Here is a 25,044-nt window from a genome sequence, read left to right as displayed (position 1 = left end):
GGCGGGCACGCCGCCCCATCAACGGTCTGGCCTCCCGGCCGACCAGCAGGGGCACGGTCTGACCTCAGAAGCCACGTGCTTCAGGCGATGAAGTGCTCACCTGCTGGCGGCTACGGCACCGAGTCTCTACGACCCGGCAGCTCCCATTAGGCGAAGACGTCCTGCTGGTAGCGCCCGTCCGCCTCGAGTTGGGCGAGCCACTGCTGGGAGGCGTCGTCGTCGCTTCCGGTACGGGCGCGGTGGAGGGCGGCGAGTGCCTCACGCACGGCCGGTGCCATGAAGCGGCCGTCTCCGCAGACGTAGAGGTACGCGCCGTCTTCGAGAGCGTTCCACACCGAATCGGAGGCGGCGGCGATCGCGTGCTGGACGAACCGGGCAGGGTGGTCGGGGACTGCGGAGAAGGCAGTGTGCACCTCGGCGATCCCGGACTTCTCCCAGGCCTGCATCTCCTCCAGGTAGAACCAGTCGTGCTCCGGGTTGCCGACAGCCGACGAAGACCTGGGACGTGCCGACCTGCGTCCCGTTCGCGTGCTGCCAGGCGCGTTCCTCCAGGAAGCCGCGCAGCGGCGCGATGCCGGTACCGGGGCCGATGAGGAGGAGAGGCGTCGCGGGATCTGCCGGCGGCGCGAACGTCGGTGACGGCACGCGCACATAGCCGTAGAAGACATCTCCGGGCTCCAGCCGGCCCAAGTACTGCGGGCACAGGCCCCGGTACTCGCCCCCACCCGACAGCGTGGGACCTTCGACGAGTCCAACGGTCAGTCGGACATGCCGCGGGTCGGCCAGGGACGAGGACGAGATGGAGTAGAAGCGGGGGCGGATGGGCCCCATTGTTCCGGACGGCCTGTGGGAGATAGCGAGGCCGTTGCTGCCGCCGGCGCGGGTGCGCCCGCAGGGCGGTGGGGTCGCGAACATCGATGATGAGGCAGTCTTCGCCGCGATCATCTACGTCTTGGTCAGCGGCTGCGCATGGCGAGCGTTGCCGCCCTGCTTTGGAGCATCGAAATCCACGGTGCACCGCCGGTTCGTCATCTGGTCTCGCGCCGGAGTCTCGGGACGGCTGCATCAGGAAGTCCCCCAGATCCTGGACGAACAGGGGCTGGTGGATCTGTCCCGAGCAGTCCTCGATTCCGCCCACCTACGCGCTAAAAAGGGGGCGAACTCACAGGTCCGAGCCCCGTGGACCGGGGCAAGCCGGGTTCCAAGATGCACGTCCTGTCCGATGCGGACGGACTGCCCCTTCGCGTCGGCGTCTCCGCGGCCAATACCCACGACAGCCTCGCGCTGAAGCCGATGCTGTCCCATTTCCACATGGGACACGAATTGCACGCGGCCGACTCCAAGCCCGGGCGCCTTCACGCCGACAAGGCCTACGACGTCCCCCACCTGCGGCGATGGCTCTGGGGCAAACACATGGGCGCCCGCATCGCCCGCAAGGGCATCGAGTCCAGCGAACGCCTCGGCCGCCGCCGCTGGGTCATCGAACGCACCCATGTCCTGGCTGACCGGCTACCGCCGCCTCAACACCGCTACGAGCGAAAACCGGGCAACTACCTGGCCTTTCTCGGACTGGCAGCCGCCCTCTGCTGCTACAGACGACTCCTCAAACTGACCATGTAGGACACGGTCTTAGGCCGCCTTGGAAAGGCGCAGTTCCTGCCGGTCTTCGCGATGCCATCGAGCAGTACACGGGGGTCCGGTTCCCAGACGCCTGGAAGACTCCCACACCGTTTCGAGTCTCTGGTCGAACCGCCCAGAAGGCCCCGGCACCACCAGCACCCCACACTGCGAGTCGCACACGCTGAACCTCCCCCGAACCATCGTCCTGAGCAGCAGGCCCCCGGAACTCAGTTCCGGGGCCTGCTGCGTACGGTCGGACCGGCGCAACACGACGGGTGCATGCGGTGGCTCCTGCCCGGCGAGCTTCGCCGTCACCACGCGCGGCTCCGGGGCAGAGGCCACCAAGGAGTCAGCGGAGCGAACCTCGTCTGGCCACAACAGCTTCTGCGCGACAATCACCTCCTCGCGGACCCGGAGGACCACGAGACGCTCCGGACCGCGCAGCGCCATGCGGGCAACTCCGACCTGGCCGCTCTGCTTCATCGCGTCCCGCAGCAACCGGTACGGGCGGGCACCGGCTCCCTCGACGCCCAGGAAGTACGACCTGTCCAATGCGTTGGGGGCGATCTGGTCTGACGGCAGGAAGCCGAGCACCTCGATCGCTTTCACGCCGGGAAGGGGCAGATCTGCGAGATCGCTGTCGTCCAGCACGACGGTGCGGCCATTCGGAGCCTCGTAGCCGCGACCCCCTGGTACGGCACCTCGACGCCTTCAGCCTCGCAGATGCGCCGTTGCCGGATTCTGGCCCCCTCGACGGCATGCACGGGAGGAAGGCCGGGTCTGGGCGGCCAACTCGTGCAGCTGGGTCACGAAGTGTTCCTCCCGTCGCAGCAGACAAGGTGACCTGGGGTTTTCGGAGCCGACGAGGTCAGCTGGGGAGGGGGATGAACAGCAGGATGCCGTGGTCGGTTGCGGCGGTGTAGCAGGAAGTGCCGGGGAAGGTGGCGGTGTAGAAGGGGGTGGCGATGGCGAAGACGGGGACGACGGCGTTGTGGATGGTGGCGGTGCCGTTGGCGTCGGTGACGGCGGTGCCGAGGTTGACCGGGCCGAAGAGCGTGGTGGCGGTGAAGGTCACCGGCTGACCGGCCACCGGCATCCCCGAGGTGGTCGTCAGGGTGGCGCTGAGGGTGGGGATGTAGAACTCGGGCAGCGGGGTCAGACGGAGCCGGATCGTGCCTGGCTGCGCGGTCAGCTTTGTGGGGGTGCGGTTCACGGTGACGGGGGTGCTGGCGTTGGAGCCGGTGAAGCAGCTGTCACCGCCGTAGGCGGCGGTGAGGGTGCCGGTGGTCAGGGCGGTGGTGGTGAAGCAGGCCTGCCCCGATGCGTTGACGGGGACCACCTGGGTTTGGCCGTTGGGGAGGGTGAAGGTGACCGTGCCGGTCGGCACCGTGGTGGTGGCCGGTGCCGGGGTGATGGTGGCGCATACCGTCACGTTCTGACCGCAGGTGGAGGGGTTCGGCGTCACCGACAGCGTCGTCGTTGTGGGGTTGGAGTTCACGGTGACGGGGGTGGGGTTGCCGTTCACGGTCGCTGTGAACGTACCGGCGGTGTAGGTGTGGGTGGTCTGCCCGCTCCCGGTGGCGTCCAGGGGGACGGTGACCGTGGGGCTGCTGTCCCCGAAGTTCACCACCGCTGTGCCGTTCGGAGTCCCCCCGGAAATGCTGAACGTCACCGGTTGCCCGCACACCGGCGCCGCAGGCGAGGTCGTCACCGTCAACGGCGAGATCTCCGTCACGTTGGCCGAATTGGCGTTGGTGACGTAGACGTTGCTGTTCGGCGCCGCCGCCACCGAGAAGGGGAACGCGCCGACGGGGACGGTGGCCAGGACCGTGTTCGTGGCGCTGCTGATCACCGTCACATTGTTGGAACTGCTGTTGCCGACGTAGACGTTGCCGGTCGGCGCCACCGCCACCCCGAACGGGCCCCCGCCGGTGGGGACGGTGGCCAGGACCGTGTTCGTGGCGCTGTCGATCACCGTCACGTTGTTCGAAACGGTGTTGGTGACGTAGACGTTGCCGTTCGGCGCCACCGCAATCACTCCCGGGACCGTGCCGGCGGGGACGGTGGCCAGGACGGTGTTCGTGGCGCTGTCGATCACCGTCACGTTGTTCGAGGTCTGGTTGGCGATGTAGACGTTGCCGTTCTGCGCCACCGCCGCCGCGCCTGGGAAACCACCGGTGGGGAGGGTGGTCAGGACGGTGTTCGTGGCGCTGCTGATCACCGTCACGGTGTTCGCGTTCCGGTTGGCGACGTAGACGTTGCCGTTCGCCGCCACCGCCACCGCGTCCGGGACCGCGCCGACAGGGACGGTGGCCAGGACCGTGTTCGTGGCGCTGCTGATCACCGTCACGTTGTTCGAAGTGCTGTTGGCGACGTAGACGTTGCCGTTCGGCGCCACCGCCAGTGCGAACGGGCCCCCGCCGACGGGGACGGTGGCCAGGACCGTGTTCGTGGCGCTGCTGATCACCGTCACGTTGCTCGAGCTCTGGTTGGTGACGTAGACGTTGCCGTTCGGCGCCACCGCAATCATGGCCGGGCCTGAGCCCGCGGGGACCGTGGCCAGGACGGTGTTCGTGGTGCTGCTGATCACCGTCACGTTGTTCGAATTGGCGTTGCCGACGTAGACGTTGCCGTTCGGGGCCACCGCCACCGCCAGCGGGCTCGTGCCCGCCGGGATCGTCACCGTGGAGAACGCCGCACTGAACGGCGCGACCGCAAGCCCCCGTGCAGCGGCCACCTCGGATCCACCGGCCGGTACGACCGGCCGAACCCCGCCGGCTACCGCCGGAGCTCCCCACCAACCCGTAATCGGTTCCATGACAAACCTCTCTCAGCTGAGAGGGCCGCCCAAGAACTCCCACCGGGGCCCGCGTCGTACAGCGCCGGAATAGGCGAACCGGATCACCGCTTGCACACCGGGACAGAGAGAGGACACACCGACAAGTACCACGCACCGGCGCACCGCAGGGGTTGCCCATCTCTCCCCGGAGAGATGGGCAACCCACCGGAAAACGGTCCCCACCATTAACCCGAAATGGCCAATAAAACACCACCCTATTGACCCGACTATCACCCGGACAGACCAACACACAGCCCCACCCGGGCACGTCGTTGGAGAGGACGAACTGGCGCGCAATGTGGCCCGGAACGTGGAGCTGAGCAGAGGGACGAGGCGAAAAGGACCTGCGGATGGGTACGGGGCAGTGCAATGTGAAGCGCTACAACCGCTTCCCGCGTGACGTGATCACCGAGGGCCGGGCCAAACCGAGGTGCCCGCTGACGCTGGGATTTCGTCGGGGCATCTCCGCGGACGCGGAGCTGCCCCGAGGCCAAGAGCCCCGCAGCGCTCCCTGCGTTCGTCCGCTTGGCGCTCCGACCAAGGCGCGCACCGGGGTCATCGCGGAGTCGTCTGCTCCGCGTCCGCGGAGATGCACCGATGTTCGCCGCTGCCACGATCAAGGTGATCGGGCCTGATCCGCGTTTCGCGGAGATGCGCCGCCGTATCAGATCAACACACTTTGAAACAGCACTGCGCTCCGAACGATCGCAAGCTGTGGTGGTGCCGTGGATCCCCTGTACGGTCCGCGGCCACGCACCTGGATACTGAGCATCATGCGCATTGACTTCGACCCCGCTGCCATGTCCCGCAACGAGTTCTACCGGCTGCTGACCGCCACGGTGGTGCCGAGGCCCATCGCCTGGGTTTCCACCACATCGGCGGACGGAACGCACAACCTGGCCCCTGCGAAGTTCCGAGGAAAGTGGTATCGGCCGGGCTGACGTTAGCCCAGGGGAGAGGCCCAGCAATCGGGAACATCTCTTCGCACCCCAGCGGAGCGGACACCCTCACGGGGGACTGAATGAGAGGCGGCACTGTGAGCCGCGGACTGCTCCGGCAGGTCGACGGCGCCTACAACGTCTTAGGGGAGATCACCCGGTCGTACCGCACCGACCAGATCGCCTCCTCTCGCTGAGCGGCCTGGAGACCGACAGCCTGCACCGGCGCGATGCCGACCACGCGCTCCGCGGGGTGCGGCCAACTCTGTCGACCAGGCCCCGCGTTGCCGAGTTGAGTCTGGGAATGACCGGGGTGCCCCTTGGGCATCGGGACGGCTGTCCCGTAACTGCCATTGGCAGTCCGCGCGACGGTCTACGGCCGGAAGCACCGCGCCAGCTCGCCGTACTTCATGCCGCTGGAGTAGAGGGCCTCCTGGTGATTGCGCCCCATGAACTTGATGCCTTGGGTACGCCGCTCCACATGAGTCAACCGGAGGATCTGGGTGCCCAACTCGGTCGAGAGCTCCAGGAGGTCGCCGGGCTGAGCAAACCGGTCACAGTGGGATGATCTTGTTGTGGCTGGTGTGATCACGGCTTCGGAGCTGTCCCGGATAGCCCGTTCACCGGGCTGGGCCCGCGGCAGTTCGGCAAGCTGGTGACGGTGCTGCGGTGACAGGGTGCGGACGCGGTCCGCGAGGGCCGACCGTGGAGCCTGCCGCTGGAGGACCGGACACTGCTGGTCGCGGCCTACTGGCGCACGAACCTGACCATGCGCCAATTGGCCCCACTGTTCGGGTTTCCAAGCCGGCGGCGGACCGGATCATCGATCACCTCGGGCCGATGCTCGCCCTCCAGCCCCGCAAGCGGTATGCCAAGGACACCGTGTTGATCGTGGACGGCACCCTGGTGCCCACCCGCGATCACGCTGTCGCCGAGCAGTCGAAAAACTACCGGTACTTCACCAATCAGCAGGTCGTCATAGACGCTGACACCCGCCTCAAAGGCGACGGCGTCCACCACGCCATGCTCTTGGTATTGCACGGATGCACAACCTCGCCCTCGCCGGATAGACCACCTGGCTATACAGCAGCCGACATACACAAGGCCACTCAGAGATCTTTTACGGGACAGCCCTTAGGGCCTGCCGGTCATCAAGGTGTTGCTTTCGAGGTTGGTGCTCGTTGATGGCGTATGCGCATCCCGGACGAGACTCGTGATCAACTTGCCGTGAAGTTCGCGGTGTTGTTCCCGCATCTGGACGAGCGACAGCGGCGGTTGCTGGTGGCCGCAGAGGCCCGAAGCCTGGGCCATGGCGGCATCCGGGCCGTGGGCCGGGCGGCTGGAGTGAGCGAGACAACGATCCGCAGGGGTATGTCCGACCTGGAGGCGGGCGAATCCCTGGTGGGGCGGGTGCGGCGGCCGGGCGGCGGGCGCAAACGCGTCGCGGACCTCGATCCTGGACTGCGGATTGCTCTGTTGAGTCTGGTCGAGCCGGACGAGCGCGGGGATCCGATGTCGCCGTTGCGGTGGACAACCAAGTCGACCCGCATGCTGGCGGCCGAGCTGACCCGCCAGGGGCACCGGGTCGGCGCCGACACCGTCGCCGGCCTGCTACGGCAGGAGGGCTTCCGGCTGCAGGCCAATGCCAAGACGCTCGAGGGCAGTCAGCATGCCGACCGGGATGCCCAGTTCCGGTATCTCAACGAGCAGGCACGCGGTCACCGGGATGCCGGCCAGCCGGTGATCAGCGTGGACACGAAGAAGAAGGAGCTGGTCGGTGACTTCCGCAATCCGGGCCGTTCGTGGCGGCCGACGGGCGATCCGGTGCTGGTGCGAGTGCATGACTTCGCCGATCCGCAGCTGGGCAAGGCCATCCCCTATGGCATCTACGACCTGGCGGCCGACACCGGCTGGGTGAACGTCGGCACTGACCATGACACCGCCGCGTTCGCGGTGGAGTCGATCCGCCGCTGGTGGCATGACCAGGGTCGGGCCGCTTATCCGCAGGCTTCCCGGTTGCTGATCACCGCCGATGCGGGCGGCTCCAACGGCTATCGCACCCGGGCCTGGAAACTGCACCTCGCCCGCCTGGCCGCTGAGACCGGCCTGGCCATCACGGTCTGTCACCTGCCGCCGGGCACATCGAAGTGGAACAAGATCGAGCACCGGCTCTTCTCGCACATCACCATGAACTGGCGCGGCCGCCCGCTGACCAGCCACGAAGTCATCCTCGAATCAATCGCCGCGACCACCACCCGCGCCGGACTACGCGTGAAGGCCCAGCTGGACACCAATACCTATCCCACCGGTATTGGGGTCGGCGACGCGGAGATGGCGGCCTTGCCGCTGACCCGGCACAACTTCCACGGCGACTGGAACTATGCCGTGCATCCCCGGCCGACCCCGGCTATCCCAGCAGCGCGGAACGGTCAGCCACCGACGCCTCAGTGGAAGCCGGCACTGCTGTCCGATCCCGCGCTAACCGGCCTGGCCCCACACCAGCTCCAGCACCTCATCGAAACCCTGGCTGCGGAAGGAGACACCCACCGCGGACGCCCACCCCGCCTCACCTTCGCCGACCAGGTCGTGGCCACCGTGCTCCATCTACGCGTCAACCTGGCCGCGGAACCCCTCGCCGTGCTCTTCAACAGCAGCCGGACTGCCATGCACCGCACCCTGCTGAAGATCAAGAAGTTACTCGAAGCACACGGCATCAACGTCCCGCCGGCCACCACCCCACCCGCCGCACTCGCAACCCTCCAAGCCCAGGTCATCGCCCTCGACAGCGCCCCCAACAGCAAGATCAAGACGACGTGTTAATGATCGGCAGGCCCTTAGGGCCTGCCGGTCATCAAGGTGTTGCTTTCGAGGTTGGTGCTCGTTGATGGCGTATGCGCATCCCGGACGAGACTCGTGATCAACTTGCCGTGAAGTTCGCGGTGTTGTTCCCGCATCTGGACGAGCGACAGCGACGGTTGCTGGTGGCCGCAGAGGCCCGAAGCCTGGGCCATGGCGGCATCCGGGCCGTGGGCCGGGCGGCTGGAGTGAGCGAGACAACGATCCGCAGGGGTATGTCCGACCTGGAGGCGGGCGAATCCCTGGTGGGGCGGGTGCGGCGGCCGGGCGGCGGGCGCAAACGCGTCGCGGACCTCGATCCTGGACTGCGGATTGCTCTGTTGAGTCTGGTCGAGCCGGACGAGCGCGGGGATCCGATGTCGCCGTTGCGGTGGACAACCAAGTCGACCCGCATGCTGGCGGCCGAGCTGACCCGCCAGGGGCACCGGGTCGGCGCCGACACCGTCGCCGGCCTGCTACGGCAGGAGGGCTTCCGGCTGCAGGCCAATGCCAAGACGCTCGAGGGCAGTCAGCATGCCGACCGGGATACCCAGTTCCGGTATCTCAACGAGCAGGCACGCGGTCACCGGGATGCCGGCCAGCCGGTGATCAGCGTGGACACGAAGAAGAAGGAGCTGGTCGGTGACTTCCGCAATCCGGGCCGTTCGTGGCGGCCGACGGGCGATCCGGTGCTGGTGCGAGTGCATGACTTCGCCGATCCGCAGCTGGGCAAGGCCATCCCCTATGGCATCTACGACCTGGCGGCCGACACCGGCTGGGTGAACGTCGGCACTGACCATGACACCGCCGCGTTCGCGGTGGAGTCGATCCGCCGCTGGTGGCATGACCAGGGTCGGGCCGCTTATCCGCAGGCTTCCCGGTTGCTGATCACCGCCGATGCGGGCGGCTCCAACGGCTATCGCACCCGGGCCTGGAAACTGCACCTCGCCCGCCTGGCCGCTGAGACCGGCCTGGCCATCACGGTCTGTCACCTGCCGCCGGGCACATCGAAGTGGAACAAGATCGAGCACCGGCTCTTCTCGCACATCACCATGAACTGGCGCGGCCGCCCGCTGACCAGCCACGAAGTCATCCTCGAATCAATCGCCGCGACCACCACCCGCGCCGGACTACGCGTGAAGGCCCAGCTGGACACCAATACCTATCCCACCGGTATTGGGGTCGGCGACGCGGAGATGGCGGCCTTGCCGCTGACCCGGCACAACTTCCACGGCGACTGGAACTATGCCGTGCATCCCCGGCCGACCCCGGCTATCCCAGCAGCGCGGAACGGTCAGCCACCGACGCCTCAGTGGAAGCCGGCACTGCTGTCCGATCCCGCGCTAACCGGCCTGGCCCCACACCAGCTCCAGCACCTCATCGAAACCCTGGCTGCGGAAGGAGACACCCACCGCGGACGCCCACCCCGCCTCACCTTCGCCGACCAGGTCGTGGCCACCGTGCTCCATCTACGCGTCAACCTGGCCGCGGAACCCCTCGCCGTGCTCTTCAACAGCAGCCGGACTGCCATGCACCGCACCCTGCTGAAGATCAAGAAGTTACTCGAAGCACACGGCATCAACGTCCCGCCGGCCACCACCCCACCCGCCGCACTCGCAACCCTCCAAGCCCAGGTCATCGCCCTCGACAGCGCCCCCAACAGCAAGATCAAGACGACGTGTTAATGATCGGCAGGCCCTTAGGCGTGCGGGAGTGAGTTCGCGGGCAGCGGCTCCGGCGCGTTCTCAACGCTGCAGGGAGACGGGCGTATGGGCACAGCGCAGTCATTCACCTCTATGCCACCTGTTGGTGAATTGTTCCTAATGGTGGAATTAAGTCGATAGGGGTAGCGCAGATTCTACTGATTCCTATTGTGCTTTCCCGCACTGGTGGCTTCCTCTTGACCACCTCGGACCAACGCATGGCAGGTGCATGATGAGTACACCGAAAGCCTTACCCCTCCAACGGCCGAGCCTGGGCGAAGCTTCGCTGGACTTGGCCACTCCCAGGGTGGTGCTGACTCTCCCGGTGGGCGCCAGCCCGCTCGGCCTGGCGGTGAGTCCTGTCGGACTGAACGCCTATGTCGCCAACAACGGTTCGGGATCGGTCAGTGTCGTGGACGGCGGAACGCTCACGGTCGCCACCGCCCTGGCACCGCTGCCCGGCCCTGCCGAGGTGGCAGTCGCCCCGGACAACGCCCACCTCTATGTGGCCGACATCGCCACCAACGCCGTCACCGTCGTGCAGCGGGACCTCTACACGGTCGTCGGCACGGTCCCCGTGGGAAACACCCCCGCCGGGATCAAAGTCGACCCCAGCGGGCTGCGCCTCTACGTCGCCAACCAGGGCTCGGACACCCTCAGCGTGATCAACACGCTCAGCGACAGCGTCATGGCGACCATCCCCGTCGGGGACCAGCCCATGGGTGTCGCGGTGGCACCCACCGGGCTGGAGGTATATGTGGCCAACAAGGGGGACAACACCCTCAGCGTGATCAACCCGGTCGCCCAGTCGGTGGTGGCCACCGTCACCGGCCTGTCCGCTCCGCTCGGGGTGGCTGCCTCCCCGAACAACGCCCGCCTCTACGTCGCCAACAGTGCCGCGAACACCGTCAGCATCATCGACACCGCCACCCGCAGCCCCATCGCCTCCGTGCCGGTCGGCAGCACTCCATGGGGCCTGGCGGCCTCCCCCGACGGCCAGCAGGTCTATGTGGCCAACAACGGGTCCGACAACGTCAGTGTCATCGACACCAGCACCAATGCCGTCACGGACACCATCGCCGTCGGCCACCAGCCCACCGGAGTTGCCATCACCCCCAACGGCCTGTCCGTCTACGTGGCCAACAAGGGCTCCAACACCGTCAGCGTCATCCAGACCCTCAACGCCATGTCACCCACCCTCGGCCCCCAGGCCGGCGGCACCATCGTGACACTCACCGGCACCAGTCTGTCAGGAGCCAGCGCGGTCAGGTTCGGCACCACCCCCGCCGTCACCGTGGCCAACACAGCCAACCAGATCGTCGTGGTCACCCCACCCGGAGTCGGTGTCGCCCAGGTCACCGTCACCACTCCGGGCGGCACCAGCAACCCCAAACCATTCGTCTACTACCCCCGTGGCGATGCCCAATCCCTGGCCCCCAGCGCCGGCCCGACAGCCGGCAGGAACGTGATCACCCTCAGGGGCGACCAACTCGCCACGGCCTCCCAGGTGCTGTTCGGCTCTGTGCCGGCCCTGCCCGTCGTCGTCTCCGACAGCCGGCTCGATGTGCCCGTCCCACCGGGCGTGTCCGCCGGCTGCGTCCCCCTGACCGTCACCACCGCCGGCGGCCTCACCACCGGAACGCTCTCCTACAGGTACGTCGAGCCACCCACGGCCGGTGTCCTCAAGCCCACCACCGGCTCCATCCTCGGCGGGAACGTCATCACCATCACCGGCCAGAACCTCGCGACCACGGCCATGGTCACCATCAGGGGCACCGTTGCCCAGTTCAGCATCGGATCCAACATCCTCCTGTCCGTCGTCGTGCCCCCTGCCTCCGCGCCCGGGCCCGCCGACGTCATCGTCACCACCGCCGCCGGCACCCTCACCCTCACCGGCGCATACCTCTACACATGAATCACCCCGAGGGCACCACTCATCGCGTGTTCCTGCCCCAGGTGTGCTGTCAGCGGACTGTGGGGTCCAGATGACGGGATGGTGCCGCCGAGGATCCCTGCCTGGCCGCGCTCTTCTCGTGGCACGTGTCGTGGCAGCCAATGCGGTGTCGGCGCAACCTGCTGGCGCCCTTCGGGCGCACCTCTGCGACCGCCGAAGGACCGGCAGTCGGACAACCCTTGTGGGATGACGTCCCTGCGTGCCCGGCGAGCCAACCTCCCGCACCGTGGAGGGGCCGGTCGGAGGCTGACAGTCCCGATGGCCCACAACTGGTTCGCGTCCACACGCTGTCTGTAGGCGATCGGCGGTGGCGGCCACTGGCCGACGCGGACAGGCGTCCTGGCCAGCCTACAGACGGGGCAATCGAGGGGCGGTGGGCGGGGCCCGGGTCACCTTCGGCGTTGAGTCTCCCGGCTGATGCGCGCTCTGCCATCCGGGTGATGAAACGTCAAGGGCATTGCAGGCCCGCTCACTCCGATGGGTTACTGATGCCATCCAATCCAGGTGGGCAGCCCATCCTCTCGGGGGAGGGCAGCTGGCCTACCTTGGCTGACCCCAGTTGAGAGTCGGGCGGTGGCGCAGCTCTGGCGCCGCGGTGGAGCCTTTCCGCTCGGAGGAGTGAAGGCATCGTCCTGTGCCGCTTGCCGGCAACGGGTGGTGCGGCGGCTCACGTCACCTCTTTTTGGGGACGTCATGCGAGCTGTCCGTACTTTACGCTCCATCCTCGGTGGCTGCGCCCTGATTGTGGCGCTGACCGCGGGGCTGGGCGCAGTCCCGAACACGGCGCACGCTCAGACGCCGGTGCTGTGCAGCGAAACCTCGCTGGTGAACGCGATCAACGCGGCCAACGCGGCCGGCGGCGACACCTTGGCACTCGTTCCGTCCTGCACCTACCAACTCACCAGCGCGCACGGCAGCGGGCCCACCGGCCCAGTGGGACTACCGCCCATCACGGCTCCCATCACCCTGCTAGGGGGAGGGGGCACCATCACCCGTGACCCGAGCGCGCCGGCCTTCCGGGTTCTGCAGGTCCAGGGGTCGGCGAACGTACCAGGAACCAACGGCCAGTTGAGCCTGGTCGGGGTCACCGTTCGCGGCGGTAGTGCCGTGCCTCCTTTCCCGGGAGGCGGCATCTCGAACCTGGGCGGCAGCGTCTCTCTGCTCACCAGTTCCGTCACCGGCAACACCGCCGTCGCCGGGGGCGGTATCTACAACGACAACGGCGTCGTCTCGCTGACCGCCAGTTCGGTCACAGGTAACTCCGCCACAGCCAGCGGCGGCGGCATCTACGTCAACTCCGGAGGAGTGACCCTGTTCACCACCACGGTGAGCGGCAACACCCCGGACAACTGTGCTCCGTCAGGCAGCACCATCGGCTGCACCTGACGGCTCGGTCGACATATCGACCGAATGCTCCACCGGACAACCTGCATCACCGCCGACGGCGAAAGCAGCCGTCCGGCTCGGTTCGTCTCTCCCACTCACACACCGCAATGAAGGAGGCAACACCATGCCTATCTCCCCAACCAGGGATCGGCCGGAGGCGGGACCACCGTCACCATCACCGGTACCGGCCTCAGCGGCGCCACCGCCGTGCACTCCGGCACCAAGACAGCCACCATCACGGCCAACACCCCCACATCGGTGACCGTCACCAGCCCGTCCGGCACCGGCACGGTTCCGGTGACCGTGACCACCCCCGGCGGTACCAGCAACCCGCTGTCGTTCTTCTACGTCGGCGCGCCCTTCAAGTCCGGCATCTCCCCCGTGTCCGGAGTCACCGCGGGCGGTAACACCGTCACCATCAACGGCACCGGCCTGAGCACCGCCACCGCGGTGCACTTCGGCGCCGCCACCGCGACCCCGACCGTGATCAACGACGGCCAGCTGACCGTCACCGTACCGGCGGGCGCGGCGGCCGGACCGGTGGGCGTCAGCGTCACCACCGCCGGAGGCACCAACAACGGTCTGACCTACACCTACGTCGACGCACCCACCGTCGGCACGATCAACCCCAACTCCGGTCCGGCGTCCGGCGGAACCGCGGTCACCATCACCGGCACCAACTTCACCACCACCCAGTCGGTCACCTTCGGAGCCACGCCCGCACCGTTCTCCGTCATCAACGACACCACGCTGTCCGTCGTCACCCCGCCCACGCCGGACGGCGCTCCCGGTCCCGCCAACGTCACCGTGACCACCACCGGGGGCAGCGCCACCGTCACCGGTGGCTTCACCTACGTGGCTGGACCTGGCATCTGACCCCTCACCTGAGCCGCTCACGGCCTGACCTGTGCCACCAGGCGAGCGGACAACCCCGCCCGGGCAGGGGGTGCCCCCTCACCCTGCCCGGGCCCACTTCACTTCTCCTGACGAGCCTTGCCCCGGGGCATCTCCTCTGCGGCCGGCCGGGCCCTGGCTCGTAGGACCGTGGCCGTGAAGATCCCAACTCGCCTACCCAGTCTTTCTAATTCGACGTGCAGGTGGCCTGTGCCGAATACCAGCTCCAGTCCACGGTGCGGGAATCCACAGGGAGACCGATGCTCCTCTGATTCTCACCGATGGCTTCTCCTGCCGTATCAGCAACTGGGGATCGGCCGGTGTTGCATCTGGCGGAGGCAAGAGCCAGGCGCGGAGGGCGCGAGACGAACCGGGTGGTCAAAATGCCGGAAGAGCTGGGAGGAGCGGCGAGCGCCCCGTCTCGTCATAAGATAAAAATACTCACCACGTATGCTTCATGACGTGTGAACTCACTCCTTCCCTTCGCATGGACAGGTTCAGTTCAATTGATTGAGGCCGCTTCGCAATCGCTTGCGTTCCGCCTTCATCTGACGACCTGTTGCCTCGCGATGTCGACCCGGCCGGCTTCTTGGCGCAGGCCGGCTGACCTGCGCGCGAACTGATCGCCCACGAAGGAAAGAAGGCTGTGGCATGTCTGCCCTCATCAACGCTCTCCACCCGAGCACAGGACCAGCCGCCGGCGGCAATACCGTCGCCATCAGCGGCTGTGGGCTCGCCGCTACCAGCGATGTCACCTTCGGCGCTGTCTCGGCCGCTGGCTTCACCGTCACCTCCGACACCACGATCACGGCTGTCGCGCCGCCCGGAAGCGGAAGCGTTCCGGTGGCCGTTGTCACCGCCGACGGCGCCAGCAACAGTCTCACGTACTCCTACGGATCAGCGGGATTACCGGTCATCGAGGCGATTGCCCCCCAGGCGGGCGATCCGGCCGGTGGCAGCGACATCATCGCCATGGGCTCCGGATTCACCGGTGCCACGACGGTCGACTTCGGTGGTATCGCAGCGGCCGGCTTCACGGTCGCCTCCGACACCATCATCGGGATCACCACTCCGCCCGGGACCGGGACGGTGCCAGTGACGGTCACCACTCCCGGCGGTACCAGCAACGGGGTGTCGTTCACCTACAGCGCCTCGCTGCCGCCCAGGCTCGTGGCCGTGACACCGAGGAGCGCCCGCCCTGGCCGCACCGTCGTCATCTTCGGCTGCAAGGTCAACCGCGCGATGAGGGTCGCTTTCGGCGGCCACCCGGCGGAAAGCTTCACCGTTCTGTCCGACAACGTCGTTCTCGCCGTCGTCCCGCCCGGAGACGGAACGGTGCCCGTGACCGTCACCACCCCCGCCGGCACCAGCAACCCCGTGCGCTTCACCTACGTCTCGGCCCCGGTCATCAAGGCGATTGCCCCGCAGGCGGGGGATCCGGCCGGTGGCAGCGACATCATCGCCGTGGGCTCCGGGTTCACCGGTGCCACGACGGTCGACTTCGGTGGTATCGCAGCGGCCGGCTTCACGGTCGCCTCCGACACCATCATCGGGATCACCACTCCGCCCGGGACCGGGACGGTGCCGGTGACGGTCACCACTCCCGGCGGTACCAGCAACGGGGTGTCGTTCACCTACAGCGCCTCGCTGCCGCCCAGGCTCGTGGCCGTGACACCGCAGAGTGCCCGTCCCGGCGACACCGTCGTCATCTTCGGCTGCAAGGTCAACCGCGCGAGGACCGTCGCTTTCGGCAGCCACCCGGCGGACGACTTCACCGTTCTGTCCGACAACGTCCTCCTCGCTGTCGTTCCGCCCGGGAACGGAACCGTGCGCGTCACCGTTACCACCCCCACCGGCACCAGCAACCCTGTGCGCTTCACCTACGCCTGACGGTGGAGTCCAAGGAGCCGTGTCCACGCCGGAGTTGGTGGTCACGTGGTGGGCATGGGCTTGAACGGGGCGCTGGGGCCAGTCGGGGCGTGACCCTTGGCAGGTGATCGTCTGCCACGTGACCGATTCCGGGTGCCGCGCAGCGGTGGCCTCCTCGTCTCCGGAGGATGGGGCAGTCGCAGGAGGGAGCTACCCGCGGCGGATGTACTGGTGTGGGTGACGCAGCGGCGGGTGGCGCTGGCCGACTGCACGGGGGCAGCTGCGAATGCACTCATGTCAGCCCTCGGAGGGGAACTGCGGAGTCCGTTCGGGAGCCAGGAGGTAAGGAGTCCTTCAGGAAGCCGGGTGACTGCGGGCGGAGCGTGCAGGGGGCGAGCTGGGGGAGGACGTCGTGGATGTCGTCGCGTGCTTTCCACGGACTTGCAAGCGGTGTGGCCCGTGGAAGTGACACCCCCGGCGGGATGCCGCCGCCGTCGGTGCTTGGAGCCCGGACCTCCCCGGTCACCCGGGCTGACCCTTGGGTGCCTTCGCCCTCGCTTGGCATGCACGGGCGAGGCATCGATCGTGGCGCGGCAGAAGTCCAGCCGGTTCGCCGCCCGCAACCGGCCCACAGGACCTGCTGGGGTTCGGTCCACACGCCGGCTTCCTCTTCGAGCTGGCGGTCCACGCCGGCTTCGAACCGAAGCGGTCGGAGGAGATGCGCAAGTAAGCACCCGGGCGCTTGGGGGCGTAGGCCGCATGGTGGTCGTGGAGGTAGAGGGTGACCTGGCCGCCGCGGGCATGAGCGGGGACCTCGAAGTCCTCCCAGACGGTGGTGGGAGCTGCTGTGGGCACGGTGTCGGTTCCTGGTGCTCGGTGGCTCCGATACCGGGCACTTTCCGCCGGGCTCAAGGGTTTGGTGATGCCGTGGATCCGCTGTACGGTCCGCGGCCACACACCTGGATACTGATCACCATGCGCATTGACTTCGATCCCGCTGCCATGTCCCGCAACGAGTTCTACAAGCTGCTGACCGCCACTGTGGTGCCGCGGCCCATCGCCTGGGTATCCACCACATCGGCGGACGGAACGCACAATCTCGCGCCTGCGAAGTTCCGAGGAAAGTGGTATCGGTCCGGGGGACGTTAGCGCAGGTCAGAGCGCTCCGGCAAGGAACTGGCAGGGAGCCGCGCGCCTCGGCGAGCCACTCACAGGAGGTTCTTCGTCTGCTGGTGGTACAGCGCAAGCGGCTCGCTGACCTGCGAATATGGCAGCCGTGGGGATCTTGCCTGGCCTGCGGCCCGGGAAATGGTCCGGATCTTGACTGATGCAGACCTTGGGGGTGCGGCTCTGTTGGATTGGCCGTAGCCCGCCCGCTCCGAGCTGACGGTCCCACCTGGCACAGGTCGTAACGATCGTCCAGGGGCGTCCAGCAGGCCCATGGCAGGCGCTTAACTCCAGGTCAGAGCCTTGTGTCTGGGGGAGTCCGCCCAGTCGGTGATATCTGTGTGAGAGCGCGGCCAGGCGTCCGCGCATGTGGACCGACCACGCCGAGCTCAGCGAGCTCGGTGTGGCCCGGTTCGCGCTCTGCCTGATGCACGGCCGGAGTCCAACCTTCAAGGCGTACGGGTCCGAGGTGCTCAGCACGTCGGCTGCGTCGGATCAGCCGTCTCGTCAGCCGATTTGGCCCGACCGGCGCAGAACACCTCGTACACGAGCCTCTGCTGCGCCCTCTGGAACGCCTCGGCCGTGGCGGCGAAGTCGAGCTCGGCGTCCCCGGGGGGCAGGGAGGCGCTCACGGTCTGAGACGTCGAGTGGGCACAATCGCGAGCCTAGAGGCGGACCGCCGGGTGACGGCGGACCGCCTCTAGACTCGACTTTCGTCGGTTCCAGGCGTCGCCTTCCGGTACTGCTGCTCATCCGAAAGGCGACGCTGCGGCTGCGGTGTTCTCCTCGGCCAGAGTGCTCGGGTGCTGTGGGGCACTGAAGGAGATACCGCCGGCCACCACAGTCGCCAGCTCCAGGAATTCTTCCTGAGCCCCGAGTTCCTCCGTGGACAATGTGACCGCTACTGCTTGGGGCGTGCGGGGGAATGCCATCTGGAAACTGACGGAGAGCACTTCGGCGGCTCCGTCTGTCGGGACTCCGAAGAATGCTCCTGGCACCGGTACCACGGCGTCTGACACCACGACCGCAGCGATTCCTGCGGGAAGCTCGATGACGCCTTTTTGCAGACTGGTGCCGCCATCTGGATGGGCGTCAAGCACGCTGCGGGCAAAGAGGTTGGGGTCTCCCGGCGGTCGGTCGGCCACGGAGATCTGGCAGGTTCCGGTAAGGAGCAGATCGTCGTCCGTGCAGAGAGTGAAGGAGCTTAAGTGGACCAGCCCGTCCTCGGCCAGCTTGCTCAGTGCGGCTTCGAAGCTGAAGACGCTGGTGATGAGCTGTCTTTGGGTTGCCGAGGGACAGATCTGGGCGAGCGCGTCGTAGTTGCCATCCATACGCGCCGCGGCATCTCCCGAGACATCGATGGGGTGGAAGCCTTCGGGGAGCGTGTACCACATCGGCAGGAGGCCGGCGGATCCTGGAGTCACGGCTTCTTGCATCATCACAGGCCCTTAGCGACGGAAAAAATCTTTTTCAGTGGATCAACTGCCATACCGGCACCGACGATGCCATCGTTCATTTCCGTGCCCTGCGTTGCTCTGTCGGTAGTGCTGTCGCTGTGAGTCCAACCCATATCCAGGGTCTGGGCGGTGGGGACTGCGAGACCCCCGGTCACGACTGCCTGTGTCACGTCAGCGGCCATCTCAGCAGCCCCTTGTGACGAACCGAGTTTCTTGGCTGCCCATTCAACCGGTGTCCCTATGACGCGATTCGAGGGGCTTGCTGCTTTGGCGAAATCCTTGAAGTGCACGGCGCCGGATTTCGCTGCCTGCGAGACGGTTGTAGCAGTCTTCGCCACCGCGCCGGCGCCACGTGCCGCGCCGAAACCTGCGCGCCCCGCACCGATGGCCGCCTTGGCCCCCCTTACGGCCGGGCCGACGCCGGGGACCGCGCCGAGCACGTCTCCGCCGAGGGTTGCCCATTCACTGATGTTCTTCGACGTCGGCGGGAACATGTCCTTGCCGCTCTTAACGTACTGGTTGGCGTGTTGGGCTGCCGCAGCCAGGCTGAGACCGATGGCGAGCGGTGCGAGCACCGGGACGAAGATGGCGGCGATGCCGGCAACCGTGGCCGCGATGGTCAGCAGGTCGCCCCCGTGCTCGTCCCACCAGTCCCCAACTGTGTCCCAGAATCCGCCCCCTGGCGCGTGGTCGCTGGAGTGCTTGCGTATCTGGTCGGCGAAGTCCTGCGCGGTATCACCGTGGTGACTTTCCAGCTTCTTCGCGTCGTCGATGAGATCCTGCAGCTTGGTGCTCGCGTGGTCCAATGCCTTTGATGCACTGTCCACGCGGCCCTGGGCGATATCAAGGCGGCGTTGGGCACCGTCGAGTTCGGTCTTGGTCTCGAAAATCTGCCCCGCCAGCCTCAGATCGGGGTGGGTTCGGGCCGTCTCGTACTGTTGCTCAGCGTTTTCAGAATTTTTCCTCGCGTCCTTGGCGTCTTCTTCGAAGTTGTTAGCTTTCACCTTCATGTCGTGCAGCGCGTCGCTCCACTTTCCCAGTTCACCACCCGCGGCTTTGAGCGAGTCATAGGCACGCTTAAGGTAATCGGGAAGATCCGTCACTTTCTCGGCAAATGCCTTGGCCGCTTCTCCGGTCCAGTAGGAGCTTTCCTTGTCCAAGGAGTCCAGAAGGTTATAGGTACTCTGGAGGGTTTCTGCGGTCGCCTTGAGGCTGTCGGCAAGGTTGGTCGCCAAATGGGGGTGGCCCGGAGTCGGGTTCCATCCCAGTCCGCTCCAGTCGTCGCTCACTTCGCTCCCCCTCCGGCCTTCGCGAACCCGCTCTTGATCTCCTCTTCGGTCTTCTCATACGCCTTGAGGATGGCCGGCAATGCCTCGTTGAGCGTCTTCAGTCGCTTCTTCGTTTCCTTCAGTCCGTGCTCCCAGTCGCCCTCGAAGTCTTCGCATGCCTTGTCGAGCGACCGCTTCCCGAGATTCTTCGGGCCCGTGTCCTTCATCCTGCGCAGAGCCTCTTCCAGCTGACTTTCACTGTCTTCCAGCTTCTTCTTCAGATTTCGCAGCTGAGCCAGGTCGGTCGTGAAATCCGCCATGCCTCCCCCTACTGTTCGATTGACGCGCTTCTTCTCGTACGGTTCTACTGGCCTGGTTTCTTCTGCTGGTTCTCACGTGCGGCGACGGCCTCCCAGTAGGCAGCGACAGCCTTACCGTGCAACCGGTTTCCTTCCTTGCGCAGCCGCCGGGACCGCGTGATCAACCGGATACTCAGAATCATTAGCGCCACGGCGCACACCTGGAGAACGGCATAAGGAAGCCAGAAGCCCCAGGCGATCCCTGCGATTCCTTCTGCCGACAGGCCGGCCAGCATGGCCAGGGCCGCGCCCACGATGGCCCGTTCGCTCTTGGCGCGGGATCGCAGCAATCCCCTTTCCGCCGCTTCCAGGGTGGCTTCGTCCAGAGGGTCAATTCCTTCGCGTTCACGGATCCAACGGGCCGTGCGCTGAGCCGCCGCATTCTCTCGTACGACCTCAAGAGCGGGGCCACCCCGCACATCCGAATCCGTCGATGAACCTGGCTGCGTGCCCAAACGATAGAAGAGCCACTGCCCCCTTGCTCCATGAGACTGCCGCAGGAACCCCTCTTCACGTGCGATGTCCTCAGCCTGCCCGACGGACGTACCCGGATAGCTGGACGGATCGATTCGAATATGCCCCCGGATATTTGGGGTCCCTGAACGCAAATCATGCCGCAATTCTTCGACACGCCGCTCCGGCGGAACGTTCCGGCGCTGCCTGCGCGTGTCCCAGGAAGCGAAGGCACCCAACAGCAACAACACTCCGAGGCCGACTGTCACCCATTTCAGAAAGCTGGGATCGGTGTGTCCGCCTGGTGGGGCCGCCCACTGGTCGACAGCAAGGAATATCTGACTCACTCCCACCCCTTTAGCCGCGCCGGCAACGCCCGGCTTTCGCTACAGAACTGCACCAGGATCGCCCTGGCGGAAACATCTCGAGAACAAGTTGCTGCGGCAAAGAACGGCTGACACCTTGCGCCCTGCCCGGCGCTCACGGGCAGCGCTGCTCTTCAGGCTGCCGGGTGCACTTCACTGCCTCTCCGGACTGCTGGTCCCGCAGCTCCATCATGTTGGTCATCTCCGAGCCCAGCCGGCCCGACCAGAACTCACCGCCAAGGGAGACCGATGCCCCGATCATGGCGTCATCGTCGGAGATCCGGAATTTGGAGTGCAGATCCCCACCCAGCGCCAGCGCGCCATTGCCTGCCGTCCGCAACTCGGCCGGGTTCTCCACCTGAGTGGTGCCGAAGAGCCCGGAGCCGGTGCTCACACCATGCACTCCCTGACGGTGTGCTGCAGCCGTCGTGACGAATGCAGCAGAACTCATCACACATGCCCCCCGAAGTGCCCCGCACGTTCGACGACCGGCCGCCTGAAGCACGAAGATCTTTTCCCGAAACGTATCCGTGCCGAGGTATCCCCGTAGCAATGGCCTGTGTTTCTTGATGCGCCACATACGCGGCTGCTGCGGTTGTGCTCATCCTTTACCGCACCCAAGCGTCACGCCAGCCAGCGTTTCCCGGATGATCGCCGACATTCCAGCGGTAGGACCGGTCCTTGGGGCAGTGCCAGTACGGCCACTGGCCTTCGCCGTCGGAGGCCAGTGACATGGGGTGCGGGTGTCCGGCGCGGCAGTGCGGCCAGGCGCGGCTGTCCTCGATGGCCTGGAGATTTTCGAGGACGGCCGCCTGGGTGTGAAATGCGAGGTCTTTTGCTAGCGTGGCAGGGTCGGTATCCGGTTCGCACTCCAGGAAGCCGACCGGCACGCCCGAGACGATCAGCTGCCGCCACCACCGTGGGTCTTCGTCCAGCGGTGCGGAGAAGACGAGCCGGCACCGTAGCCCACAGGAATTGAGGTCTTGGGCGATGGGTACGAATGCGTCCTCGGGTTCCGTCGCCGGTGGTGTTTCCTCACTCATGGGGATTGCTCCGCTTCCTACGGATCGTCGGTTCGCGTGTCACACGGCATGTGAGGGTCGAGCGCCCAGTGGCACACCTACGGTTTGAATGTGCAGTTGTCGCGCGGCATTGAGCCAGCAGGGCCGTCAAGTCGGCCCCTCGGTGAGGCCCGGACGGTCGGTTCGGGTGGGGCTGTCGGCCTGCCCGCTATTCGCTGTGGTCAGCGGGGGCGCCATGCCGCATGCCACGGCCGTGCGGATCCGGTGACTGGCCAATACGGTGTTCCCAGGCGCCCTGCGCGGCAAGGGAGATGTGCGCACTTGTCAAAGGTAGGCCGGGCGGCGGGATCTAATTCCGCAGCGATCGTCGTTCAACCCAGCCCGGGAATCCCGGAGATCAGCAGATCGATGAGTTTGATACCGAGGAACGGGGCGATCAGACCGCCGAGGCCGTACCGGGTGAGGTTGCGGCGCAGGAGGTCGTGCGCCGACGACGGCGTGTAGCGGACACCGCGCAGGGCGAGCGGAATCAGCGCCACGATGATCAGCGCGTTGAAGATGATGGCCGAGGTGATCGCCGAGGTCGGGCTGTGCAGGCCCATGATGTTGAGGTCGGCCAGGCCCGGGTAGGCGCCGGTGAACATGGCGGGGATGATCGCGAAGTATTTGGCGACGTCATTGGTGATGGAGAAGGTGGTCAACGCGCCGCGGGTGATGAGGAGTTGCTTGCCGATCTCGACGATCTCGATGAGCTTGGTCGGGTTGGAGTCGAGGTCGACCATGTTCCCGGCCTCCTTGGCGGCCGAGGTGCCGGTGTTCATGGCGACGCCGACGTCCGCCTGCGCCAAGGCCGGGGCGTCGTTGGTGCCGTCGCCGGTCATCGCGACGAGCTTGCCGTCTTCCTGTTCCTGAATGATCAGGGCGAGTTTGTCCTCAGGGGTGGCCTCGGCGAGGTAGTCGTCCAGGCCGGCTTCCTGGGCGATGGCCTTGGCCGTGAGGGGGTTGTCGCCGGTGATCATCACCGTGCGGATGCCCATGCGGCGCAGTTCGGCGAAGCGTTCGCGGATGCCGTCCTTGACGATGTCCTTGAGGTGGATGATGCCGAGGACCCGTGCCGTGTGCCTGTCGTGCATCGCCACCAGGAGCGGCGTGCCGCCGGACGCGGCGATGGCGTCGGTGAACCACCTTGCCTCGGAGGGCACTTCGACGCCGCGCCGTGCCACCCATTCGATGATCTCGGCGGCCGCGCCCTTCCGGATGGCGCACCCCGAACCGTCCGCCCAATGCAGATTGACGCCGCTCATCCGGGTCTGGGCGCTGAAGTCCACGTATTCGGCGTGTTGCAGTTCTCCCTCGGCCGGCTCGCTCAGCCCGTACTTGCCCTTGGCGAGGCCGATGATGGAGCGCCCCTCCGGTGTTTCGTCGGCCAGGGAGGACAGCTGGGCGGCGTCGGCGAGCTGGAGTTCGTCGACGCCGGGCAGGGGTACGAAGGCGACTGCCTCGCGGTTGCCGAAGGTGATGGTGCCGGTCTTGTCGAGCAGCAGGGTGTTGATGTCGCCGGCCGCCTCGACCGCGCGGCCGGACATGGCAAGAACGTTGCGCTGGACGAGGCGGTCCATGCCGGCGATGCCGATCGCGGAGAGCAGAGCGCCGATCGTGGTCGGGATGAGGGTGACGAGGAGGGCGACGAGCACCGTCGTTGTCTGGGCCGCGCCGGCGTAGGAGGCCATCGGCTGCAGGGTGACCACGACGAGGATGAAGATGATGGTGAGCGCGGCGAGCAGGATGTGCAGGGCGATCTCGTTCGGGGTCCGCTGGCGGCTCGCCCCCTCGACCAGGGTGATCATCCGGTCCAGGAAGGACTGCCCGGGGCGGGAAGTGACCCGTACGACGAGGCGGTCCGACAGCACCGTCGTGCCGCCGGTGACACCGGAGCGGTCGCCGCCCGACTCGCGGATGACCGGCGCCGATTCACCGGTCACCGCTGACTCGTCGACTGCGGCGACCCCCTCGACCACTTCACCGTCGGCCGGGATCGCCTCTCCCGCTTGGACGAGTACGAAGTCGAAGGGCTGGAGGTCGCGCGCGCGGACGGTCTCGGTCTCGGCGCCGCGAAGGTCGATGCCGACCCGCCAGTTGTCGCGTAACCGCCGGGCGACGATGTCCGTGCGTGCCTTGCGCAGGGAATCGGCCTGAGCCTTGCCCCGGCCCTCGGCGACTGCCTCCGCAAGGTTGGCGAAGACCACTGTCAGCCACAGCCAGCCGCTGATCACCCATGCGAAGACGGACGGGCGCAGGAGCGCGGAGAGTGTGGTGAGGACGGAGCCGCAGGCCACCACGAACAGCACGGGGTTGGTGGCCAGCGCCCGCGGATGGAGCTTGCGCAGCGCCTCGGGGAAGGAGACCAGCAGAGCCCTCGGGTCGAAGAGCCCAGCTGTCCCACGACGTCGCCGCCGGGCTCTGGCTCTCGCTCCGCCCCGGACAGGTGTGGGGACGGTCGGGCACGTCGAGGTCGTTGGCGCGGTCGGGATGTGGGGCGGGGCGGGTGGCATGCGGAGACTTTCCGGGAGACCGGCCACCTGGCTGGGTGGCTGAGCGACTGATGGGCCGGCGGATTGACCGGGCATGGGCAGGCGAGGGGGTGCCTGCAATCGGTGGCAGGGGTCGAATCTATGGCTCAGCCGAAAGGCGCACGTCTTGTTGAGGGGCGGATTTGCGGGTCTCTTACGCGAGGTCAACGCGCCGCGTCATGAGGGCATCAACAGCGCTACTACAGTAGGAACGTCAACAGCACATCAACGTGGGCGCAGGGAGTACCCCTGAAACCGGCAGGGAGAAATCGGGTGGGGGAGGGCCTGTGCCGCGCCCAGGGACGTGGGGAGAGCCAGTGGTCACCCTCGTCGGAGTACCCGAGT

At 66.8% G+C, this 25,044-nt stretch carries 17 protein-coding genes and 6 pseudogenes; 11 read left to right on the top strand and 12 right to left on the bottom strand.

From position 1 onward, the window contains the following. Positions 1-146: 146 nt before the first annotated feature. Positions 147-446, bottom strand: coding sequence for a hypothetical protein (locus QT196_RS02035; RefSeq protein WP_290354187.1), 300 nt, complete (start codon positions 444-446; stop codon positions 147-149). A 374-nt stretch (positions 447-820) separates the two neighbouring features. Between QT196_RS02035 and QT196_RS02030 the strand changes: the two genes are divergently transcribed. Both QT196_RS02030 and QT196_RS02025 read left to right on the top strand, forming a co-directional pair. After that, positions 821-1,288 (top strand): transposase, encoded by a 468-nt coding sequence (locus tag QT196_RS02030; RefSeq protein ID WP_290354186.1) that lies wholly within the window; start codon positions 821-823, stop codon positions 1,286-1,288. After that, entirely contained in the window at positions 1,180-1,620 is a 441-nt protein-coding gene (locus QT196_RS02025) for a transposase (RefSeq protein ID WP_290354185.1), read from the top strand. Before QT196_RS02030 ends, QT196_RS02025 begins: the two co-directional genes overlap by 109 nt. A gap of 354 nt (positions 1,621-1,974) precedes the next feature. Here QT196_RS02025 and QT196_RS02020 read toward each other — a convergent pair. Together QT196_RS02020 and QT196_RS02015 are read right to left on the bottom strand one after the other, a co-directional pair. Continuing rightward, positions 1,975-2,292: pseudogene (locus tag QT196_RS02020) on the bottom strand (Ku protein); the annotation flags it as partial. A gap of 196 nt (positions 2,293-2,488) precedes the next feature. Further along, a complete protein-coding gene (locus QT196_RS02015) occupies positions 2,489-4,357 on the bottom strand; it encodes an Ig-like domain repeat protein (protein ID WP_290354184.1) in 1,869 nt (622 codons plus the stop codon). 875 nt (positions 4,358-5,232) lie between these two features. Here QT196_RS02015 and QT196_RS02010 point away from each other — a divergent pair. Further along, positions 5,233-5,364, top strand: a pseudogene (locus tag QT196_RS02010) (flavin reductase family protein); the annotation flags it as partial. 406 nt (positions 5,365-5,770) lie between these two features. Here QT196_RS02010 and QT196_RS02005 read toward each other — a convergent pair. Further along, positions 5,771-5,989 (bottom strand): hypothetical protein, encoded by a 219-nt coding sequence (locus QT196_RS02005; RefSeq protein WP_266735393.1) that lies wholly within the window; start codon positions 5,987-5,989, stop codon positions 5,771-5,773. Between QT196_RS02005 and QT196_RS02000 the strand changes: the two are divergent. The 7 genes and pseudogenes from QT196_RS02000 to QT196_RS01970 all read left to right on the top strand — a co-directional run. After that, positions 5,973-6,396 (top strand): annotated as a pseudogene (locus tag QT196_RS02000) (transposase family protein); the annotation flags it as partial. The gene QT196_RS02005 and the pseudogene QT196_RS02000 overlap by 17 nt on opposite strands. Before the next feature lie 192 nt (positions 6,397-6,588). After that, a complete protein-coding gene (locus tag QT196_RS01995; RefSeq protein ID WP_290354142.1) occupies positions 6,589-8,217 on the top strand; it encodes an ISAzo13 family transposase in 1,629 nt (542 codons plus the stop codon). A 71-nt stretch (positions 8,218-8,288) separates the two neighbouring features. Next, on the top strand, positions 8,289-9,917 hold the full coding sequence (locus tag QT196_RS01990; RefSeq protein ID WP_168476530.1) for an ISAzo13 family transposase: 1,629 nt from the start codon (positions 8,289-8,291) through the stop codon (positions 9,915-9,917). 325 nt (positions 9,918-10,242) lie between these two features. Further along, a complete protein-coding gene (locus QT196_RS01985; RefSeq protein WP_290354183.1) occupies positions 10,243-11,850 on the top strand; it encodes an IPT/TIG domain-containing protein in 1,608 nt (535 codons plus the stop codon). Positions 11,851-12,582: 732 nt separating this feature from the next. Further along, positions 12,583-13,275 carry a hypothetical protein gene (locus QT196_RS01980; RefSeq protein ID WP_290354182.1) on the top strand — a complete coding sequence of 231 codons (693 nt, stop codon included), beginning with the start codon at positions 12,583-12,585 and terminating at the stop codon, positions 13,273-13,275. Positions 13,276-13,410: 135 nt separating this feature from the next. Further along, a pseudogene (locus QT196_RS01975) lies at positions 13,411-14,151 on the top strand (IPT/TIG domain-containing protein); the annotation flags it as partial. A gap of 669 nt (positions 14,152-14,820) precedes the next feature. Beyond that, complete coding sequence (locus QT196_RS01970; protein WP_168476979.1) at positions 14,821-16,059, top strand: IPT/TIG domain-containing protein; 1,239 nt, start codon at positions 14,821-14,823, stop codon at positions 16,057-16,059. Positions 16,060-16,535: 476 nt separating this feature from the next. On the opposite strand, the pseudogene QT196_RS01965 reads toward QT196_RS01970, so the two are convergent. Next, a pseudogene (locus tag QT196_RS01965) lies at positions 16,536-16,720 on the bottom strand (IS5/IS1182 family transposase); the annotation flags it as partial. A gap of 293 nt (positions 16,721-17,013) precedes the next feature. On the opposite strand from QT196_RS01965, the pseudogene QT196_RS01960 reads away from it, so the two are divergent. Continuing rightward, a pseudogene (locus tag QT196_RS01960) lies at positions 17,014-17,145 on the top strand (flavin reductase family protein); the annotation flags it as partial. An 809-nt stretch (positions 17,146-17,954) separates the two neighbouring features. On the opposite strand, the gene QT196_RS01955 reads toward QT196_RS01960, so the two are convergent. From QT196_RS01955 to kdpB, 7 genes are all read right to left on the bottom strand, one after another. Continuing rightward, positions 17,955-18,644: a hypothetical protein gene (locus QT196_RS01955; RefSeq protein WP_168476977.1), complete on the bottom strand. Its 690-nt coding sequence runs from the start codon at positions 18,642-18,644 to the stop codon at positions 17,955-17,957. Then, positions 18,644-19,951: a putative T7SS-secreted protein gene (locus tag QT196_RS01950; RefSeq protein ID WP_290354181.1), complete on the bottom strand. Its 1,308-nt coding sequence runs from the start codon at positions 19,949-19,951 to the stop codon at positions 18,644-18,646. The genes QT196_RS01955 and QT196_RS01950 overlap by 1 nt, the downstream gene beginning before the upstream one ends. Next, a complete protein-coding gene (locus tag QT196_RS01945) occupies positions 19,948-20,250 on the bottom strand; it encodes a hypothetical protein (RefSeq protein WP_168476973.1) in 303 nt (100 codons plus the stop codon). The genes QT196_RS01950 and QT196_RS01945 overlap by 4 nt, the downstream gene beginning before the upstream one ends. A gap of 44 nt (positions 20,251-20,294) precedes the next feature. Continuing rightward, positions 20,295-21,089 (bottom strand): hypothetical protein, encoded by a 795-nt coding sequence (locus QT196_RS01940; protein ID WP_266735405.1) that lies wholly within the window; start codon positions 21,087-21,089, stop codon positions 20,295-20,297. Positions 21,090-21,222: 133 nt separating this feature from the next. After that, a complete protein-coding gene (locus tag QT196_RS01935; protein ID WP_168476969.1) occupies positions 21,223-21,501 on the bottom strand; it encodes a hypothetical protein in 279 nt (92 codons plus the stop codon). 214 nt (positions 21,502-21,715) lie between these two features. Beyond that, the gene (locus tag QT196_RS01930) at positions 21,716-22,150 is read right to left on the bottom strand and encodes a hypothetical protein (protein ID WP_168476967.1); all 435 of its coding nucleotides are present in this window, start codon (positions 22,148-22,150) and stop codon (positions 21,716-21,718) included. Positions 22,151-22,500: 350 nt separating this feature from the next. Continuing rightward, positions 22,501-24,681, bottom strand: coding sequence for a potassium-transporting ATPase subunit KdpB (kdpB, locus tag QT196_RS01925; RefSeq protein ID WP_290354180.1), 2,181 nt, complete (start codon positions 24,679-24,681; stop codon positions 22,501-22,503). Between the last annotated feature and the right edge of the window lie 363 nt (positions 24,682-25,044).

Source organism: Streptomyces sp. P9-2B-2 (assembly GCF_030406865.1).
GTDB lineage: Bacteria > Actinomycetota > Actinomycetes > Streptomycetales > Streptomycetaceae > Streptomyces > Streptomyces platensis.
The sequence above is the reverse complement of the archived record's forward strand: the minus strand, read 5'-3'. Positions and strand labels throughout refer to the sequence as shown.

Excerpts from the sequence above, each read along its gene's own strand:
- QT196_RS01980 (WP_290354182.1), top strand. The coding sequence starts at position 12,583 with ATGCGAGCTGTCCGTACTTTACGCTCCATCCTCGGTGGCTGCGCCCTG.
- QT196_RS02030 (WP_290354186.1), top strand. The coding sequence starts at position 821 with ATGGGCCCCATTGTTCCGGACGGCCTGTGGGAGATAGCGAGGCCGTTG.
- QT196_RS01970 (WP_168476979.1), top strand. The coding sequence starts at position 14,821 with ATGTCTGCCCTCATCAACGCTCTCCACCCGAGCACAGGACCAGCCGCC.
- QT196_RS01990 (WP_168476530.1), top strand. The coding sequence starts at position 8,289 with ATGCGCATCCCGGACGAGACTCGTGATCAACTTGCCGTGAAGTTCGCG.
- QT196_RS01995 (WP_290354142.1), top strand. The coding sequence starts at position 6,589 with ATGCGCATCCCGGACGAGACTCGTGATCAACTTGCCGTGAAGTTCGCG.
- kdpB (WP_290354180.1), bottom strand. The coding sequence starts at position 24,681 with ATGCCACCCGCCCCGCCCCACATCCCGACCGCGCCAACGACCTCGACG.
- QT196_RS02035 (WP_290354187.1), bottom strand. The coding sequence starts at position 446 with ATGCAGGCCTGGGAGAAGTCCGGGATCGCCGAGGTGCACACTGCCTTC.
- QT196_RS01945 (WP_168476973.1), bottom strand. The coding sequence starts at position 20,250 with ATGGCGGATTTCACGACCGACCTGGCTCAGCTGCGAAATCTGAAGAAG.
- QT196_RS01955 (WP_168476977.1), bottom strand. The coding sequence starts at position 18,644 with ATGATGCAAGAAGCCGTGACTCCAGGATCCGCCGGCCTCCTGCCGATG.
- QT196_RS01930 (WP_168476967.1), bottom strand. The coding sequence starts at position 22,150 with ATGAGTGAGGAAACACCACCGGCGACGGAACCCGAGGACGCATTCGTA.